This is a genomic window from Pseudoalteromonas sp. Z9A4, assembly GCF_011378845.1.
In the GTDB taxonomy this organism is placed as follows: Bacteria; Pseudomonadota; Gammaproteobacteria; order Enterobacterales; family Alteromonadaceae; genus Pseudoalteromonas; species Pseudoalteromonas arctica.
Genome location: NZ_WTLA01000032.1, coordinates 1 through 19,067 on the forward strand (window position 1 = coordinate 1; position 19,067 = coordinate 19,067).

Here is a 19,067-nt window from a genome sequence, read left to right on the forward strand (position 1 = left end):
TAATTTCGTCATTTTTTCACCCAAATTTGTATGCTTATCAGCATAACATTTCTTTCTTAATGGGTGGCCAAAATCACTGTACCACTACAGAACACTTATAAAAAGCTCTCTGGGAGTTCAAAACTAACATTCAAACAACTTTACATGGGTAAAGAATCAAAACACAATTTTGAATCACTTCATACAAAAATGAATGAAATATTGGATAGCTACCTTTTTTACTGCATTACGGATGATCCCACTAATAATTTAATGTGGTCTCATTATGCTAATTCGCATAATGGTTTTTGTATTGAATGGGATAAGAGTTATGTAACCCCAGATAAGGTTACATACAAAAAAGCATTAGCAAATATTGATATTTTAGAATTAATAGAATCAACACTAGATTTGAGGTCAAAAGATGAATTAGGTATTCAAGCGTGGGATGCTCTAAAGGTGAAATTAAATGAATGGGAATATGAAAACGAATTTCGTTTAAAGTTAGGTAATGATTCTAAGCACCTTATTAAGCAAGATTTCAAGGACTTTGCGTTAGTTAAATCCCAACCTGAGTGGATTAAATCTATTATATTTGGGTATAGAATGCCTATGAAAACAAGGAAATATATTCGTGATAATGTTAATAAAAATATGATATTTAAAGAGATAGTTATTGCACCAGATAAATGTAGTCTTAATCTTCGAACATTGGCATAACAAGCACTTTAAACGGAACAAAAACAGTTTGTTACGTTTTGTTCCGCTACACATTATAGTCAGCAATTTTGTCCGCTTAAGTGGGCGTTAAAAGGAGAGACGGTGGCAAAGGTTAAGAATTTTTTTCTTTTAACATTATTACTTTTATCCGCATGTTCTTATGTAACAAACGAAACTGAAGTTGAGCGTAGGTATAAAAATGCAGGCTCATTAATGGGAACGGCCTTAGCCTGCGAGAACAATTTGCAAATTATCAACTCATCAAAAGCACTGGAAATGTATATTTCAAAGCAGGAGCTAGCTAAGTATTACACGAAAGAAAAACTAGACTACTTCTTAGCTGTGCATGACAGAGTTGCAATGGAAACATGGCAACATTTAGATGAAATTAAGGCAAAAATAGGTAAGCCACATAAAGTCTGCCAAAGCCCTAGTTTTAAAAACAATACTACAAAAAGTCTATATCGTTGTATTCATATGGGTGAAGCGACGGTGTGTCTGTAGTGTTTGTAACATATACAAGTGGTTAAACCCATCAACGGCTAATCCATAACTGGTATTAAAAATATTATTGGCACTATTCATGTGCTAAATTTTTCCTTACTTCTCAAAATTCTCAAAGTATTCTTTTTGCAGCTCTATAGTGAGTGCTTTAGGGCGAGTGCTTTGTACTCGGTTGCATACCTCTTCTTTTGTGTAATATGTCGTTTTTTAAATTCAGTGCTTATTGACTCTACATTATTTTTATATGGCAACTATAAGCATTACTGATTACAAGTTTAAGATTGAATAATAAGCATAAATACTAGATACTGTTTTTATATACAGTTATGGCGATATTATGAAAAAAGAATTACCAGCAAAATACTATTTAGCGCATTTTAGAGAGCTTATTGAGTTTGTAACTAGTAAATGTATGCATTTACTTGAGCCCAAACACAGTGAATTTATTAGTAAAATTAACCAGCTAGATGAGCAAAGCCAATGCATGTTGGCGCGTGTGTACTCGCGAAAGCCTTATTTAGTGCAGGCGCAATCGCTTAATTATGAAGAAATAACCTCGCCGCATCAGGCTATTTATACGCTAAAAAAAGCCGGTATTTTATTTGAGCCAAACGCGCAGCATTACCAGCAGCTTTTAGCGCACTTAACTAAGCCTTCTTTGGTTGAGTTGCTAAGTAATTACAGTGAGCAAATAAGCTTTAAAAAGAGCGCCGCTAAAGGCGCGCTGGTGGATATTGCGCGTGAGTTTTTTAAAGCATGCCCACAAGAGCTTGCGCCACTTTATAGCCAGTATGTAATTAACAACCGCAGTGATTACTACGAGTATTTTGAGTTTTTATTTGCAGGCAAACTAAGCAGTGGTGATGTAAATCATCAAAATCGTTTTGTAATGCGAGACTTAGGCTTAACCGCTACGCGCGAAGGGCACAGCGAGAGCTTGTCGCGGTTTGAAATACTTGACGAAGCGCAATCGAACTATTTACTAAACCGTTACCGGTTAGCATTTAAAAATATAACAGATGAGAGCGACTATGTTGCTTTAGCGTCGCAGGTTTTAGTGCAAGCTGCACATGGTGCAATAGCCGTTGCATTAAAAAATAAATTATTAGTTAGGCTTTATAGGCAGCTAAAAACAGGTGATAGCGAACTTGCTTTTAGTTTACTTGAAGGGTGCGCGGATGATAGCGAAGCACAAGAAATTCAAATAAGAGAGCAATACAGGTTTGGCAATAAAGAGTGGGTAAAAGCTCGATTAGAAGCCATTATCGAAAACCCACTTACTGATGATTTACTGTATTTTGCTGACGATTTTTTAATGCGTAAGTTTAATAAAAAAACACGTTCGCGTTTAAGTACCATGCTTGCCGACACTCAGTGCGTGCTAGAAATAGATGAACTGTACCGAGGTGAAGTAGAGCAGGGCGTAAACGATTATTATACTCGCCAAGGTATGGCTGTATTTAATACCGAAAACACGCTTTGGCAAAGTTTGTTTGGTTTAGTATTTTGGCATGAGTTATTTGTGGAGTCGCCTTATCCACCATGCAATGAGTTTGATATTTATCCGCAAGTGTTAAGGCTTGGTAATTTTTATGAAGCGCAGCAAACACAGATAAATGAGCGCTTAGCACAGTGCCAAACGTCGCAAGCATTACTTAATTTAGTATGCAAAAATGCAGCGCAATACTTTGAGCAGCCTAACGGTTTGTTTAGATGGCGCAGCAATTTATTAGAGCCGTTAGAAGCGCTTATTTTAAACAGCCCTATTAAGGCACTAATTGCGCACTTAACAGCCATGAGCAAACATTATTTACAGCTAAAAGACGGCTACCCCGACTTAATGGTAATTAATAATGGCCAAGTACATTTTGAAGAGGTAAAAGCACCGGGCGACAAACTTAGACGCAACCAACTAACCACTATTGATAATTTAAAAAATGTGGGCTTTACAGTACACATTGCTGCGGTTAAATGGTTTGTAGATCCACACCGTATTTACAGTGTGGTCGATATAGAAACCACGGGCGGCTTAAAAGGCGGTAACCGTATTACCGAAATTGGCCTTGTAAAAGTACAGCACGGAAAAGTAATTGATACTTGGACAAGCTTAGTTAACCCCGAGCGCCATATACCTGGATTTATAACGTCACTAACTGGCATAAGCGATAGCATGGTACGCAACGTGCCTGTATTTGCCGATATAGCCAAGCCGCTATTAGATAAACTCGCAGGCAGTATTTTTGTAGCCCATAACGTTAATTTTGACTATGGCTTTATTAAAAAAGAATGCGAGATGGCAGGGCACTTTTTTAAAATGCCAAAAATGTGCACCGTGGTTGAATCGCGCAAAGCGTTTAAAGGCTTAAAGTCGTATTCGCTTGGTAATCTCTCATCGCATTTTAATTTAAATTTAACCAGCCATCACCGCGCACTTGCTGATGCAACGGCTACTGCTGAGTTATTGTTACTTATTCAGCAATCCCAATTTAATTAAAGAGTTTGAGAAAAAGTACAGCTTAATAATTTAAAGACGCAAGGCATTCATGGCACATTCATTTTTAGTGTTCAATTGTGTATGATTAAATAATTACTTATAAACAAACCCTGAGCGGTCTATGAGTAAGTTAAATAATACACATTGATTGTGCGAGTAGTCGCTTTTTCAAAAATAAATAAGGGAATTTATGAAAATAGCATTATTAGCAGTGGTTACTATTTTGTTAACTGGGTGTACTTATACTGATGAATGCTCTGAAAATAAGCTTTTGTATGGTTACACAGAGGATAAAATTGATAATAGTAATTATCGAGTAAGGTTTAGGAATAAGGCGAGTGAGTCGGGTGATGCTAGTAATTTTGCTTTATTAAAAGCAGCCAAACTTACCCAAATACAGGGCTATGATTGGTTCGAGGTGACTAAGAAAGAAGTTTTTGTGAATCCTAAATTAGATGAGTGTGGTTTAATTACCAGGTCAAAAACTGAAGGTTTATCTATAAAATCAAGTAATGAAATATACACGCTAATAGCTATTAAGATGGGTAAAGGGATTAAAACAAAAGTGACCAGCTATGATGCGCAAGGTGTAATCAACGATCTAGCATCGAACATGGAATAGTAGTTTAATAATAGGGCTCCAGCGTTTTTTTGTAGTATAAAAATAGAAAAATACCATATCTATAGTTATAAATAGTGTGATTAAAAAGGTAACTGTTAGTATTGGGTGGAGTTAATATCTTTAATTAATTTTAAAACAACTTATAAGTTAGTGTTATACAGACTCTACAATTTTCCTCTATCAGAGCAACAATTCGATGAAATAGTTGCCCTATACAAACAGCAATATGATTTAAAAGTACAAAATATAAGTTGTCAAAAATCAGTAAGCGCTAAACATCGCTTTAACGAAGTGAAAGTTGATTGTGAGAAATACGAAGTCGTTGTAACAACTTACCCAATTGAGCTGGTTGAATAAAACTAACTTTCAGTTTGTTTTTTTTCAAAGTCGCTTTTAACAATATCGAGTGCTTTTAAGACCTCTTCTGGAGCAACATCGTGTTGCTCTAGTATCATAATTAAATCTACTGCAAGTTTAATATGTGTAGGGGCTTGATCAAGTGGGCTTGTCATTTAATTCTTTCTTTTTTGATATGTGGCTAATGGCAACATTTATTGCGGTTTGTACGCGTTGTTCCATATGTAGACGTTCTGATTGTGGTAGGTAAAACGCCATATCTACATCGTAGCGAATATATCGTGGCGGGAGCTGATTTAGTACCGTACAACAAAAGTCAGCCATTACATCTTCATCATATTTTTCATCAAGTTTAAGTTTGATGATTTCTTCAACTACAATCTTTTCGTAATAGTTGTGTATGTCTTCGTGTAATCGCATATTCCCACCGCTTTAAAATAATCCGTTTAACTGAGTCTATACTAAGGCTTACTATAAATCGATAGCGGCTTTAAATAGTTGTTTATGAACATTAATTAGTGAACTCAAATTACGCTGATAACCGCCGCCTAAAGCGCACATTAGTGGGATTTGATGTTGCTTACAGAAGTTGAGAACAAACAAGTCGCGCTCATATACGCCATTGAGCGATATATTAAACAAGCCTAACTCGTCTTTAGTGTAAATATCAGCGCCTGCATTATACAAAATAATATCAGGGTTATGTATGCGCACGCAAAAATCGAGTGCTTGCTTTAATGTAGCAAGGTACTCATCGTCGGCTGTTTTAGCGGGCAATGCAAAATCGTAAGTGGACTCTTGCTTATTACGAGGAAAATTTTGTTCACAATGAATTGAGCAGGTAATAATTTGGTTATGGTTATGGTTATGGTTATGGTTTTGAGTGATTTGTGCTGTGCCATCGCCTTGGTGTACGTCGCAATCAAAAATTAAAACAGTGTCGGCTTGCTCTGTATTTATTAAATGTGCTGCTGCAATAGCTAAATCATTAAAAATACAAAAGCCACTGCCAAAATCACTATGAGAATGATGATAACCACCGCTTAAATTAGCCGAAAAACCATGTTTTAGCGCGTGTTCACTACTTTGGATGCTTGCCCCAACTGATAGTAATGTGCGCTCTACCAATTCATTTGAATAAGTGAAGCCCATTTTTTTTATGGCTTTATTGCTAAGCGTGCCGTTTAAAAAGTTATTTATATAAGTTTGATTATGACATAGCGAAAGTTGAGATTTGGTTACTTTTTTAGGCTCTTGAAAGTGAATAGCCGAAACACCTAGATTTTCTATTTCGGTTTTAAGTAACTTATACTTTTGAATAGGGAATCGATGACGTTCTGGGAGTATAAGGTCTGAATACAAAAGATGATAATAAAGCTGCATAGTAAAGTGCGGCTTAACGTAGCTGCTGTTTTTCTACTTGTTGTATTTTGTCCTCAGTGGCAGAAATTGCTTTTCTGCAGCGGCCTAATCGAGCGTGTGTGCTTAATATTTCAAGGTTAAGCTTTTGTGCTTTAGCTGGCGAGGCTTTATCCATTTGCATTTTACGCTCTTCAATCATGAGCACTAAACGGCGTTCAAACTCATGGTTTTGTTTTAATTCGTCGTAAAGCTCGTGCGATGATTGCATTATTTTTTGTACCGCTTGCTTATAAACGGTTTGCTTAGGGCGTGGTTTATAATGGCTTTTGTTTTCTTTAACCCAAATAGGCGTTGATTTAATAACGTTGAATACAGCTTGTACCTGAGCTCCTATACGTTCAAGCGCGTAGGTATAAGCATGGCGATGCTCACTTGGCGGTAATCTTGACACTTCATCTTCTATTTCTATTACGTAATCGACTAGATTCATGCTTTTTGTACTAAAAACTGCGCGGTCAAACAAGCTAGGTTGCGCCTGCATGTAGCGATTTTTAGAAAAAAGTTTAGCTTTATCAAATTGCTCGGCTTGTTGTTTTAGCGTTGCAACTTGTTGACGTAGTTTATCTAAAGCCATTGAATGCATATTAAAAGTAAGCCTCGTAAATTAGTTTTAAAGCTAAAAGTATAACCATAGTATTAAATACAGGGCGAATAAATTTACTACCAAAACGTATTGCCGAATGTGCTCCAAACCATGCGCCTAGCATAATAAAAAAGCCCATTGTTATGCCAAGTAAAAAGTTTACATGTCCGAGTGCCACAAAGGTGATGAGCGATATAAAATTAGAAACAAAGTTCATTGAACGCGCTAAACCGCAATTGAGTAGCAAGTTCATTTTATAAAGCATGCCATTAGAAGCAGTCCAAAATGTACCCGTACCTGGGCCTGCTAAACCATCAAAAAAGCCTAATGCTAAACCCTGTAGCCATTGTTTTATTTTCATCGCTTTGTTGAGCTTAGGGAGCTCATCGCCTTCTGTGGTACTTAAATTACCAAATAAGCTATAGGCGGCAACTAAAATAATAATAATGGGTAGTAGTTTGTTTAAAAAATCGATACTTAAATGATCAACAATAACAGTCCCTATCAATGCACCTATTGCAGTAGCAATTACGGAGGCAGCCCAAAACTTTGGGCTAAATAAGTTCTTTTTATAATAAGTATAGCTTGCTGTTAAGGAGCCAAAACTTGCTGCTAGTTTATTGGTGCCTAATGTTAAATGTGGAGGTAAGCCTGCAGTTAATAAAGCGGGCACAGTTAACATACCACCGCCACCGGCGATAGCGTCTATAAAACCTGCGGCAAGTGCAACAGCACATAAAACAGCCCAAGTTGTTGGATCGAGTGCGAGTTCAAACATTAATAATCTATTTGTCTTTTAAAAGGTGGTAGGGTGTCGAGCATGGCTTTACCGTATCGCTTAGTAACTAAGCGCCTATCGAGAATAGTAATACAGCCTTCATCACTCTCTTTTCGCAGCAGTCTACCACAGCTTTGTACCAATTTCTTTGCGGCGTCTGGTACGGTAATCGTTAAAAACGGGTTACCGCCTTTGCTTTGTACAAATTCTGCTTGCGCTTCTTCTATTGGCGAAGTAGGTACAGCAAACGGAATTTTAGTAATTATTAAGTTCTCTAAATATTTTCCAGGTAAATCAAGGCCTTCTGAAAGGCTTTGTGTTCCAAATAAAATACTGCCTTTGCCTTCATCTACATTTTTGGTGTGTAATTTAAGCAACGCTTCTCGCGACATCTCACCTTGTACTAATAAGTTAAAACCTTTTGTTCTAAGAAACTTTGTTACGTGGTCCATTTGCCAATAAGAAGCGAATAGTACAAGGTTCGCTTTTTTATCATTTAGGTACTCTGGTAATGTTTTAGCTAGGTGATCACTAAAGTCTTTATCGGTTGGTTCTACTTTAGATACCGGAATACGTAAAGTGGCTTGTTTGGGGTAATCAAAAGGAGAAGGTACTTTAATAAACTTAACGCCCTCTTCTTTAGCAAGTCCTGTTTCGTAAGCAAAGTGATCGAACGAGCCCAGTGCACTTAATGTAGCAGAGCACAAAACAGCGCCCGCGCATTCTCGCCACAATTTATCTTTTAAGTAATAACCGACCTCGATAGGGCAGTCGCTTAATAAGTGGTCGTGATGGCTTTTATATTCAAGACGTTTTATCCACCGTGCATGGGGAGCACCTTCGCCTTTTTTTGCGTAACTAAACCATAGTTTGTTTAGTTGCTCTAACCGGTTTATGTATTGACCGCTTTCGCCTAGTATTGGGTCGGCAACGTAAGGTTTTATGTCGCCATCACTTACATCTTGGGTAAGGGTGTCGTGCATTTTGTTTAAACAGCGCAGCGCATCTTGCGTGGCTTCGCTTATATCTTTTGCTTTACTGTGCAGCGATTGTGGAATTTCACCGTGTTCAAAGCGATAAGTATCGTCTTTTGAGTATTCAAAGTCGGCATTATCAAGAATATCGCGAACTACTTTTAAATCTTTATTCGCGTCATTAATGCTGTCGCAAAGTTTAAAGTTTTGCCCAATAGCTCTTTGCCCCACTAAAACCTTCGCCATTTTCCCGCTAAACTTGGTGAGCTTATCAAGCCATTCTATCGTGCCTTTGATTGTTGCTGCGGCCGATGAAAAATCGCGTGTTATATGTGCTAAATGGTGCGCTTCATCAATTACATAAATGGTGTTGTCGGGCTCTGGTAAAATTTTACCACCGCCTAGGTCTAAATCGGCAAGTAATAAAGAGTGGTTAATTACCAGCACATCCATTTGCATTAATTGATTACGAGCAAGCTGAAACGGACACGTTTGATGGGCCTTCATTTGGCGTTGGCATGAATGTTTATCGCACGCTATTAAGTTCCACACTCTATCGGGTACAGTATCGGCCCAACTGTCTCTATCACCTTGCCATTTTTTATTCACATAGGCGTTATATAGCTCATTCAAACACTTGGTTTCCATTGCGCTCAATGGTGAAGTAAGCGTTGGCATAAAGTCCATTTGTGTTTGGCTATCGCCGTTTACAGCATTATGTAATTTGTGGGCACAAATATAACGATGGCGACCTTTTACTAAATCAAATTTAAAGTCGAGGCCTGAATGCTTTTTAAAAAATGGGAGTTCTTTTGCTATTAATTGTTCTTGCAGTGCAACGGTTGCGGTAGAAATAACCAGCTTCTTTTTTTGCGCTAAGGCAAGCGGTAATGCGCCTAAACAATAGGCAAGAGACTTACCGGTACCGGTGCCTGCTTCAATTACGCAAATGCGCTGCTTTTTATGGTATTCGCCAGCAAGCGTTTTTGCTATTTCGGCTACAAGGTAGTTTTGACTGCTACGAGGGCGATAATCGTTTAGGTTGCTAGCCACATGCTGGTGTACTTGCCTAATTGTTTTTTTTAGTGAGTCAGAAAGCATGGGATGATTTACCTAAAGTATGTATATAATTACAGTGCTATGGATTTTAGAGTTATAAGAGTGTAACTACAAGAAGTGATGAGATTAATTTAGCAAATAAAGTATCTGAGTGTTTATTTAGGTTGAATGTATGGCTTTAAAGCATTTTGAATTAAGTAAAAACTTACATATATATGAATAAGGTTTAGTAATAATGTACTTAACAGCCGGTTTTATTGTTTCTTCACATGCTTATGATACTGCTAGCGGCATCTGCTACGAAGCGTGGTTTTGTAGTGATAAAGGGCCTATAAAAACTATATCAGTTAACGAAAATGCGCTGTTTTTTATCAAAAGTAAAGATGCTGAAATAGCGCATGAAATATTAGCAGCTGAGTCACTTATCTTTAATATTAAAAGTCTTGGGTTAAAAAACTTTCAGCAAGAAGATATGTCGGCCTGTTACTTCAAATCACTAAAGCATTTTTATTCTGCTGCTAAAGCTTTAAAGCAACGTGGAGTTGTATTATTTGAAGAAGATATTCGACCAATAGAGCGCTACCTAATGGAGCGTTTTATAAAAGGAGGTGCTTGGATAACGGGTAATGTTTTTTATCAAAATGGTTATACATTAGTAACAGAGGCAAAATTAAAAGCAAATGATGAGTACTCCCCAACTCTTAATAAGCTGTCGTTAGACATTGAATGTAACGAAAGTGGCGTTTTGTTTTCTGTTGGACTTGTGGGCTGTAATTTAGACTGTGTTTTAATGATTGGCGAGCCAGATAGAGAAGCTGAAAACCTAGAGTTTGATATTATTTGGTGTGTAGATGAGGCTGAGCTGTTAAGGGGGGTAGAGCATTTTATTAAGCTTAGCGATCCTGATGTCATAATTGGCTGGAATGTAATTGAGTTCGATTTTTCGGTTATTCATGAAAGAGCTGAAGCACTAGGCATTAAGTTATTACTGGGTAGGGGAGATCAACCTTTATATGTTCGCAAAGGACACTTTACTCGAGTATCGATCCCTGGGCGATGTGTGGTTGATGGAATAGACACTTTAAAAAATGGTACATATAGCTTTGAGAGTTTTTCTTTAGCTAACGTTTCAAATCAAGTGTTGGGTGAGTCCAAATTAATCGACACGGCTAATAGTCTGCAGGAAATTATTAGGCAATTTAATGAAGATAAGCTTTCTTTAGCAAAATATAATCGACAAGATTGTATTTTGGTAAATAAAATTTTTGATAAATTAAAGCTACTCGATTTTTCTATTATAAGAACAAAGCTCACAGGATTAGAGCTTGAAAAAAAGGGCGGCTCTGTCGCTGCTTTTATTAATATGTATTTACCATTACTGCATCGCAGCGGTTATGTTGCCCCTAATATGGGCGATCATGGACTTACATTTGAAAGCCCAGGCGGTTATGTAATGGAGTCTATTCCTGGGCTTTATAAAAATGTCATTGTTTTAGATTTTAAAAGCTTGTACCCCAGTATTATGCAAACTTTCTACATTGATCCACTTGGACTGATAGAAGGTTTAAAAAATCCAAACCAAAGTGTGCAGGGTTTTAATGAAGCCCTATTCTCGCGAGACAAGCATCACTTACCTTTACTTGTTAAAAGCTTAGCGTCCCAAAGGCAGCTCGCCAAAGACAATCAAGATCAAATGCTTTCTCAAGCAATTAAAATAATAATGAATAGCCTATATGGTGTTTTAGGCTCAAAAGGATGCAGGTTTTACGATCCTAGGTTATCTAGCTCTATTACGTTAAGAGGGCACGAAATAATGCTACAAACTAAAAAATGGATAGAAGAGCTTGGTTATAGCGTTATTTATGGTGATACCGATTCTACATTTATTAAGTTGGATGATGATTTAACCCACGACGAGTGTAATGAAATTGGCGTGTTTTTAGCTAAAAAGATAACTACAGATTGGATTAACGAGATTAAACAAACGCACAACTTAACAAGTCATTTAGAAATAGAATTTGAATCTCTTTATAGCCCTTTCTTTTTGCCAACCATAAGGGGGAAGCTAGTTGGATCTAAAAAGCGCTATGTCGGTAAATTAATTAAACCAAACGAATCAAAACTAGTATTTAAAGGATTAGAAACAGTAAGAAGTGATTGGACTAAACTTGCTCAACAATTCCAGTTCGACCTATTTACTAGTCTTTTTGATGGAAATTTAAATATAAATGACCTTGTTAAAGACTATACAACAAAGTTATACCAAGGTGATTTTGATCATTTACTCATTTTCAAAAAGAGATTAGGTCAAAACTTAATCGATTATAAGAAAAATATCCCCCCTCATGTTCAAGCAGTTAAAAAACACCAGAAAAAAAATAGCGAATTTACGGTTAATAGAGGTGAATTTGTTACATTCGTTTACACAACTGCTGGAGTTGAGCTGTATCAAGGCTTTCATAGCTATGACTATGCAATTTATGTAGAAAAACAGATTGTACCGCTAATTGAAATGGTGGGGCCTGTAATATACGAAGATATAAAAGAAAGTGAGATTAATCAATTTAAATTATTTTAGTTATCATTTAAAATAAATGTGTTTTTAAACAAGGTGTTATTGTGATTTTAAATGTTGAGGGAAATTCATAATTATATAAGAAACCTCATCTTGTATCATCATATCTTAATTCTCTCTGTCCGCATTTCTATTGTTGTTATATTTACATTTGTTGTTTTTTTTAAATAATTACTTTTATTTCTTTGTATTTTTGTAAATAAATTAATTTATTTAGTTAGCTAACTGTTGACCTTTTGGTTGAGTTAAGATTACTATTCAAGTCAAGATAGGTATTGTGATTAATTACAAACCTATTTTAAAAATAAAATAATTAAAATAGTATTCTAGGGAGAATCAAATGTTAAATAATAAAGTTTCAAAAGCTGTGCGCTTAGCAATTGCTTTTGGTGCAGCATCAACAGCTGCTTTTTCAGCAAGTTCGATTGCAGCTGAAGAAGGTGCCGACAGCGTAGAGCGTATTCAAGTAACTGGTTCTCGTATTAGAAGAACAGATATGGAAACTGCATCGCCTGTTACAGTCATTACTGCTGAACAAATGAAAGTTCAAGGCATCCAAGATGTAGGTCAGTTTTTGCAAAGCAGTGCCATAATGTCTGGCTCGCCTGCAATGACAACCACTAATAATGGCGGTAATGGTTCAACATCAGTTGAGCTTCGTGGTTTAGGTTCATCACGAACGCTCGTATTAGTAAATGGTCGTCGCCCTGTAACAAGTGATTTTCAATCAATACCTAGCTCAATGATTCAGCGCATCGAAATTCTTAAAGACGGTGCATCTGCTACATATGGTGCAGATGCTGTTGCTGGCGTAGTAAATATTATTACACGAAAAGATTTCGAGGGTGTTGAGTTAACTCTGCAAACCAAAGGTTCATTTGATGTAGGTGAAAACGAAGAAAAAGGTTTTAGCCTTGTTCTAGGTAAAGCTTTTGATAAAGGACATTTAGTTGTTGGCGTTGATTACGTTGATCAGTCCGCGGTATATCAAGGTGATACTTCAATAGATTTTATGAATAATCCATGGCAAGTGTTTGGTGAAGCAGAAGAAGAATCTTTTTGGAAAAATGGACTAATCGGAACAGGTGACAACGCAAATGTGATTTCTGTTGGCTCTGGATCTATTCCTTGTGGTAATTTTTACCTACAGCATGGAGTAAGTCAAACAAATGGAACTTGTGACGGCGGTATTGCTACAGCTTCTGATATGAGAGATTACGTAGGTGGCGGTGAAAATAATGATACATATAATTATGCTCCAGTAAATTATTTACAAACACCTTATAAAAAATTAAATATCTTTATCGAGGGATCATTTGAAATTAATGATTCACTTCGTACTTACTCTGAAACAAGAATAAATAAGCGAACTTCTCGTCAAGAACTTGCGGCAGTGCCTTACGATACAAATTTTGATCCTGCATACACGGGTACATATGGGCAAACTAATGCCGATGGTACACCTGTACTTGATGAAAATACTGGCCAACAAGTAATGGTTGAGTTTAATGGCATATCGAAAGATAACTATTACAACCCATTTGGTGAGGATGTACTTCGCTCTCGCCGTAGAATGCTTGAAGGCGGTCGTAGCTTTGAGCAAGATATAATTGGTATGCAGCAAGTTATTGGTTTTGAAGGTGAAATTAATGATGATTGGTATTATGATGTAAATTATAACTATGGTTATCAACAAAACACTTCTACAGACTTTGGGCAATTGTTTGGACCTAACTTAGCTCAGGCTGTTGGACCTTCTTTTCAAAATGATGCTGGTCAAATTGTGTGTGGTACTTCATCGGCTCCAATCTCTAATTGTGTACCTATGAACTTATTTGGTGGCCCAGGTTCTGTAACACAAGAAATGTTGGACTATGTAACTGCCCCTCTAGTAGATTCAAGTAATTACACTATTCAAACACTAACAGCGTTCGTTGGTGGTGATATGTTCGAATTACCAGCTGGTGTTGTTTCTGGTGGCTTTGGTTTTGAACATCGTAAAGAAAAATTAGAGTCTCAAGTAGATTCTGGTAAATTTATGAGTGCTGTTACAGGTAACAAATCTAAAGGCACTAACGGTGACTTTGACGTTTCAAGTTTATTTGCTGAATTTAGAGTACCATTAGTAGAAGATGCCCCATTTATTGAGAGACTAGAAGCTAAACTCGGTGTTCGATATGATGACTTTAGCGCTTTTGGAGACTCTACAACATATCAGTTAGGTTTAGAGTGGAAGGTAGTTGATTCACTTCTTTTACGTAGTACTTATGGCACAGTATTTAGAGCTCCTGATATTTATGACTTATACTCTCCAGGTAATGACTCGTTTTCACCTGCGACAGATCCATGTAGCTCATCTAATTGGGCTGCACTGAGTTCGGCACAACAGGGCTACTGTCAAGCAGATGGAGTATCAGCTGGTGGAACAAATAACTTTGACTCTCAACAGTTAGCTAAAGTTGGTGGTAATGAAGATCTTCAACCAGAAGAAGGCGATACATTTACTATAGGTTTGGCTTATTCACCAGAGTTTATTGATGGTTTAGGTTTAACTGTTGATTACTGGGCTATTGAAATTGATGACGTTATTGATAGCATTAGTGCAGGCGATTCACTTAAAGGTTGTTACTTGGGTGGTGTTGAATCTTTATGTAATAATGTGACACGCGCAAATGGTAAGTTATCTACAATAAGCGAACAATCTGTAAACTTAAGCAAAATGACAGCTAAAGGTATTGATGTTGAAGCTAACTATGGTGTTGTTGGTCTAGGTGGCGATTGGAAATTCAATCTTACTTGGACTCACTTCTTAGAGCGTGAGAACCAAGTATATAACGGCGATAATTTCAGTTTTGAAATGAAAGATTTAAATGGCTTATTTGAAAATGATACGAGTTATGCCACAGATAAAGTAAACTTTAATGCAAGTTACTCCCTTGACAATTTAACTCTATCTTATGCTGCAAATTATACAAGCGGACTAGAATATACAGACCTTTTATACTGGGGCACGACTGAAGGTCATACATATGAAGTTGATTCATATATGTATCACGACTTAACTGCTTCATATAATTTTGAAACGGGTACTGCGCTTTCTGCAGGTATTACAAACGTTACTGACGAGCAGCCTCCTTATATAGAGAATGCTACTAACGGTAATACTGATGAAAGTAACTATCGTTTATTTGGCCGTAGTTGGTTTTTAAGATTCACACAAACTTTCTAATCAATATAAACACATAAAAATAATAAACCGATATGACTAGTCATATCGGTTTTTATTGTTTTAGTACTTAAATAAAATTCTAATTTATTAAAAACATTATACTTAGGGCTGATTTAAGTAATAGTAAATTTATTTACGATGAAAGTAACACTGTTTTTGATATATAGACTTCCTATATTTTTGCTAGCCACCGGTGTGTTGTATTATAGTTTTTAATTTGAGGTACTTTATGAATTAAAAACATATGATAGTAAAAAATTTTTACGCATGGTTAATCAGTAACAAAAATAGCTGTACGATTAGTATATCTACCAAAACTTTATACCGATAGTTAAGTCAGTAAACATTTAAACCCAAATCAATTGATTCACCTATGGGTAACTGAGAAGCGCTAAACTAAAGGTCGAATTAAAACAGATCATATAGGAACTAAGTATTTAAAAAAGGCGGTAAGGGACCTGCTAGTAACCACTGTGTCGTGCGGTTGGTGGATAGAAAGATGTAGAAGTACCCTGTTCATAATGTATTATTTATGGCTGTTTACTAACTATATAAGAATCGAGACCGTTTATAGGATAGCTAAAATTATTTCACATTTTTGAGGTAGCCATCAGTGAGTCGATCTATAAATTATTGTAGCAGTGGGGCTACCGAAAATTTTTTACTAAAGTTAAAAGATGAGTAATTAGGCGAAAGATATACTCAGTGTGTGATGATACGAAATCTGAGATATTTAACTTTATAGAGCTGTCTTACAACACTAAAAATGTTATTCACATATAGGCGGTATCCACCTACTAAGTTTGAAAAAGGGTTTTGTTGAGAGTTATGAACTGCCCAGTGCAAGCTGAAAATACTTTGAATCTAAGGTTTATTTTTAAAGATGCATATATAATGCTTAGATTACTATTTTTATTAAATTATGGTTCTAATTAGATAATGGCAAAAATAAATACTTAGTTTATACTAGGCAGGAATATTTAAATAAATCCAATCTTACAATTTAGCGAGATATAAATGAAAGAAGTCCGATCTTTTATTAAAACAGCATTATTAACGGATCTTGAAAAAGCTCAACAGCTTATCAATGATGCAATTTCAAAATATACCCAGCAGCAAAAATCGAAACAGGAAGTTTTGGATCTTTTAAAAGAAAAAGGACTTACGCTAGAAGATTTACAAGATGGAGCATCTGATAAACGTACTAAAGTTAAGCCTAAGTACCGCATGGAACTTAATGGTGAGACTATTGAATGGACAGGCCGTGGCCGTCGTCCTAAAGCGTTTGAAGGTGTTGAGCTTGAGAAATTTTTAGCCTAAAGCTAAATATAAGAGAAGCTTCGACTTCTCTTTTTTGTTTACCCCTCAATAAAATATAATTAAAGTTTAAAACTCCCAGCTATTATTTGCTAAAATCTCTTCACTCAAACCTATTTGTTTTCCTATGAGCTATACACTAAGACCTTACCAGCAAGAAGCCGTAGAACGTACCGTTTTACACTTTAGAAAGAGTAATGATCCTGCCGTTATTGTACTACCAACCGGTGCAGGTAAAAGCCTTGTTATAGCTGAACTTGCCCGTATTGCTAAGCAAAAAATATTAGTACTTGCTCATGTAAAAGAGTTGGTAGAGCAAAACTCGCAAAAGTATAAAAGTTTTGGTTTAGAGGCGAGTATATTTTCAGCCGGTTTAAAAGAAAAGTCATTAAACCATCAAGTAACCTTTGCTAGTGTGCAATCACTTTCTCGTAATTTAAATAAATTAAATAAGCATTATTCGTTACTTATTATTGATGAATGCCACAGGGTGAATGGGGATAAAAAAAGCCAGTACGGAAAAGTAATAAGCAGTTTAAAAGAATATAACCCTCAGTTAAAAGTATTGGGTTTAACCGCAACACCTTATCGCTTAGGAATGGGGTGGATATACCATCACCATTATCATGGCTTTGTTAAAGGGACTAAAGAAAGTCCGTTTAAAAGTTGTATTTTTGAATTACCACTCAGGTATATGATAAAACATAATTATTTAACGCCGCCAAACGAAGTTGATGCAGCGATTAGCCATTATGATTTTTCGTCTCTAGATAGCAATGCATTTGGGCAATGTACGACTGATGATATGAATGCGCTTTTAAAAAACAGTGAGCGCGCAACGAAGGCGATATTACAGCAAGTAATTCACTACAGTGAAGAGCGTGAAGGTGTTATGGTTTTTGCCGCCACGGTAATGCATGCTCAGGAAATATTAAGCTACCTACCAGCTCATCAAAGTGCACTTATAACAGGTGATACGCCAAACACTGAGCGCGATAAAATCATTAAGCAATTTAAAGCTAAGCAATTAAAGTATTTAGTTAATATTTCGGTACTAACAACCGGCTTTGATGCGCCACATGTCGACTTTATAGCTATTTTAAGACCTACAGAATCAGTTAGTTTATATCAACAAATTGTGGGGCGAGGCTTGAGGCTATCTGAATCAAAAACGGATTGCTTAGTAATAGATTATGCCGGCAATGGTTTTAATTTATTTCACCCAGAAGTAGGCGATAAAAAAGGCGATAGTGATAATGAACCTGTGCAGGTACTTTGTCCTGGCTGTGGTTTTGCGAATATATTTTGGGGTAAAACAGACTCCACTGGCAAAGTAATAGAGCACTTTGGCAGGCGCTGTAAAGGGCTGTTAGAAGACGATGATGGGCATAAAGAGCAGTGCGATTATCGTTTTAGGTTTAAAGAGTGTGAGCAGTGCGGTACCCAAAATGATATTGCTGCACGTAAATGTCATGATTGCGGCGCGGTAATGGCCGACCCTGATGATAAGTTACGTAATGCATTAAACTTAAAAGACGCACTTGTGCTTCGATGCAGTGGGTTATCGGTAACTCAAATTAAAGATGAACTTATTAAAATAACGTATTTTGATGAAGATGGTGCAAGTTGCGATGAAGTATATAACCTCGCAAATAAAGGCGGGCAATTTATATTTAATAAGCAATTTGGTCAACGTGTGGGGCTTGGGCAAACACCTATTAATTTTAAAACTGCAGCGCAAGTAGTAAACGCACAATTTGAATTAGTACCACCGGATTTTGTTATTGCACGAAAAAGCAAAAAGTATGGTTGGAAAGTAGCTGATAAGCTATTTGACTATAAAGGGGGTTTTAGAAAGGCAAATCAGTTAAGCCGCTAAGCTTAACTGATAGAGTACATTGAACTAAAAGGCAATTAAGCCTCGTCACCGTCCATTAATCCCCAGCCATCACCGTATCCATTAAAGCTATTAGCAATACTTTCAATGTATTGCTCTGCTTGTCCTAGAAGGGTGTGCTCTGGCACCATTTGTACTTGAGTGATTACTTCCCAAACGCCAGTGTCTTTACATTTTTCAAGCTCAGCATTTTGAACTAATGCATCAGAGACTATTTCTTTAGCAAATTTTTCAGCATCGGCTTTTTGTTCAAATAAAATAAAAAAATCGACTTGGTGCATTTTATTTAAATCAATGCCAGCAGCGGCTATTTCGGCTAAAAGTTGGCCGTTATCATCATCAGGGAATTGCATTAAAAACTCATTTAAAATTAATTTTTTATTCGTAGGCACTATTGTAACTAAAATATTGTCTTAACGCGTACTAATTTTAATTATGCTGATATTTATTCAAAGTTAAATTTACGCGTTAGATTGTTATTAAGTTAATGTGTTGCTCATTATGGCTATGCTAATATGCGGGTAATTAACCAGTTTTTTGTAAGATATTAAAAGTAA

The 19,067-nt window shown here is 36.4% G+C and carries 16 protein-coding genes and 1 pseudogene; 9 read left to right on the plus strand and 8 right to left on the minus strand.

Features of this window, described 5'->3' with window-relative positions:
* Positions 1 to 144 precede the first annotated feature (144 nt).
* Both GQR54_RS17225 and GQR54_RS17230 read left to right on the plus strand, forming a co-directional pair.
* A complete protein-coding gene (locus tag GQR54_RS17225) occupies positions 145 to 699 on the plus strand; it encodes a DUF2971 domain-containing protein (protein ID WP_231609331.1) in 555 nt (184 codons plus the stop codon).
* Positions 700 to 801: 102 nt separating this feature from the next.
* Positions 802 to 1,203: a hypothetical protein gene (locus GQR54_RS17230; protein WP_166379219.1), complete on the plus strand. Its 402-nt coding sequence runs from the start codon at positions 802 to 804 to the stop codon at positions 1,201 to 1,203.
* A 96-nt stretch (positions 1,204 to 1,299) separates the two neighbouring features.
* Here GQR54_RS17230 and GQR54_RS19655 read toward each other — a convergent pair.
* Positions 1,300 to 1,398 (minus strand): annotated as a pseudogene (locus GQR54_RS19655) (protein phosphatase); the annotation flags it as partial.
* A gap of 142 nt (positions 1,399 to 1,540) precedes the next feature.
* Here GQR54_RS19655 and GQR54_RS17235 point away from each other — a divergent pair.
* The 3 genes from GQR54_RS17235 to GQR54_RS17245 all read left to right on the plus strand — a co-directional run bounded on the left by GQR54_RS17235 (position 1,541) and on the right by GQR54_RS17245 (position 4,676).
* The gene (locus GQR54_RS17235) at positions 1,541 to 3,697 is read left to right on the plus strand and encodes an exonuclease domain-containing protein (RefSeq protein WP_166379221.1); all 2,157 of its coding nucleotides are present in this window, start codon (positions 1,541 to 1,543) and stop codon (positions 3,695 to 3,697) included.
* A gap of 190 nt (positions 3,698 to 3,887) precedes the next feature.
* Positions 3,888 to 4,319 carry a hypothetical protein gene (locus GQR54_RS17240; protein ID WP_166379223.1) on the plus strand — a complete coding sequence of 144 codons (432 nt, stop codon included), beginning with the start codon at positions 3,888 to 3,890 and terminating at the stop codon, positions 4,317 to 4,319.
* 150 nt (positions 4,320 to 4,469) lie between these two features.
* Entirely contained in the window at positions 4,470 to 4,676 is a 207-nt protein-coding gene (locus GQR54_RS17245) for a hypothetical protein (protein ID WP_166379225.1), read from the plus strand.
* Positions 4,677 to 4,678: 2 nt separating this feature from the next.
* Here GQR54_RS17245 and GQR54_RS17250 read toward each other — a convergent pair whose 3' ends face one another.
* From GQR54_RS17250 to dinG, 6 genes are read right to left on the minus strand one after another with little or no spacing between them, the layout of a single operon-like run.
* Positions 4,679 to 4,831 carry a YbaM family protein gene (locus GQR54_RS17250; protein WP_166379227.1) on the minus strand — a complete coding sequence of 51 codons (153 nt, stop codon included), beginning with the start codon at positions 4,829 to 4,831 and terminating at the stop codon, positions 4,679 to 4,681.
* Positions 4,815 to 5,096, minus strand: a complete 282-nt coding sequence (locus GQR54_RS17255) for a late competence development ComFB family protein (RefSeq protein WP_166379229.1) — start codon at positions 5,094 to 5,096, stop codon at positions 4,815 to 4,817. Before GQR54_RS17255 ends, GQR54_RS17250 begins: the two co-directional genes overlap by 17 nt.
* Before the next feature lie 51 nt (positions 5,097 to 5,147).
* A complete protein-coding gene (locus GQR54_RS17260; RefSeq protein WP_166379231.1) occupies positions 5,148 to 6,059 on the minus strand; it encodes a histone deacetylase in 912 nt (303 codons plus the stop codon).
* A gap of 13 nt (positions 6,060 to 6,072) precedes the next feature.
* Positions 6,073 to 6,681: a primosomal replication protein gene (locus GQR54_RS17265; protein ID WP_007584039.1), complete on the minus strand. Its 609-nt coding sequence runs from the start codon at positions 6,679 to 6,681 to the stop codon at positions 6,073 to 6,075.
* 1 nt (position 6,682) lies between these two features.
* Positions 6,683 to 7,459: a TSUP family transporter gene (locus tag GQR54_RS17270; RefSeq protein WP_010553699.1), complete on the minus strand. Its 777-nt coding sequence runs from the start codon at positions 7,457 to 7,459 to the stop codon at positions 6,683 to 6,685.
* On the minus strand, positions 7,459 to 9,534 hold the full coding sequence (gene dinG / locus GQR54_RS17275; RefSeq protein WP_007584036.1) for an ATP-dependent DNA helicase DinG: 2,076 nt from the start codon (positions 9,532 to 9,534) through the stop codon (positions 7,459 to 7,461). Before dinG ends, GQR54_RS17270 begins: the two co-directional genes overlap by 1 nt.
* Before the next feature lie 193 nt (positions 9,535 to 9,727).
* Between dinG and GQR54_RS17280 the strand changes: the two genes are divergently transcribed.
* The 4 genes from GQR54_RS17280 (at position 9,728) to GQR54_RS17295 (ending at position 18,492) form a co-directional block, all read left to right on the plus strand.
* Positions 9,728 to 12,070 (plus strand): DNA polymerase II, encoded by a 2,343-nt coding sequence (locus GQR54_RS17280; RefSeq protein ID WP_166379233.1) that lies wholly within the window; start codon positions 9,728 to 9,730, stop codon positions 12,068 to 12,070.
* 337 nt (positions 12,071 to 12,407) lie between these two features.
* Positions 12,408 to 15,296: a TonB-dependent receptor gene (locus tag GQR54_RS17285; RefSeq protein WP_166379235.1), complete on the plus strand. Its 2,889-nt coding sequence runs from the start codon at positions 12,408 to 12,410 to the stop codon at positions 15,294 to 15,296.
* A gap of 1,017 nt (positions 15,297 to 16,313) precedes the next feature.
* Complete coding sequence (locus GQR54_RS17290; RefSeq protein ID WP_166379237.1) at positions 16,314 to 16,616, plus strand: H-NS histone family protein; 303 nt, start codon at positions 16,314 to 16,316, stop codon at positions 16,614 to 16,616.
* 124 nt (positions 16,617 to 16,740) lie between these two features.
* A complete protein-coding gene (locus tag GQR54_RS17295; RefSeq protein WP_166379239.1) occupies positions 16,741 to 18,492 on the plus strand; it encodes a DEAD/DEAH box helicase in 1,752 nt (583 codons plus the stop codon).
* Positions 18,493 to 18,527: 35 nt separating this feature from the next.
* On the opposite strand, the gene GQR54_RS17300 is transcribed toward GQR54_RS17295, so the two are convergent.
* Complete coding sequence (locus GQR54_RS17300) at positions 18,528 to 18,863, minus strand: ribonuclease E inhibitor RraB (RefSeq protein WP_166379241.1); 336 nt, start codon at positions 18,861 to 18,863, stop codon at positions 18,528 to 18,530.
* Positions 18,864 to 19,067 lie beyond the last annotated feature (204 nt).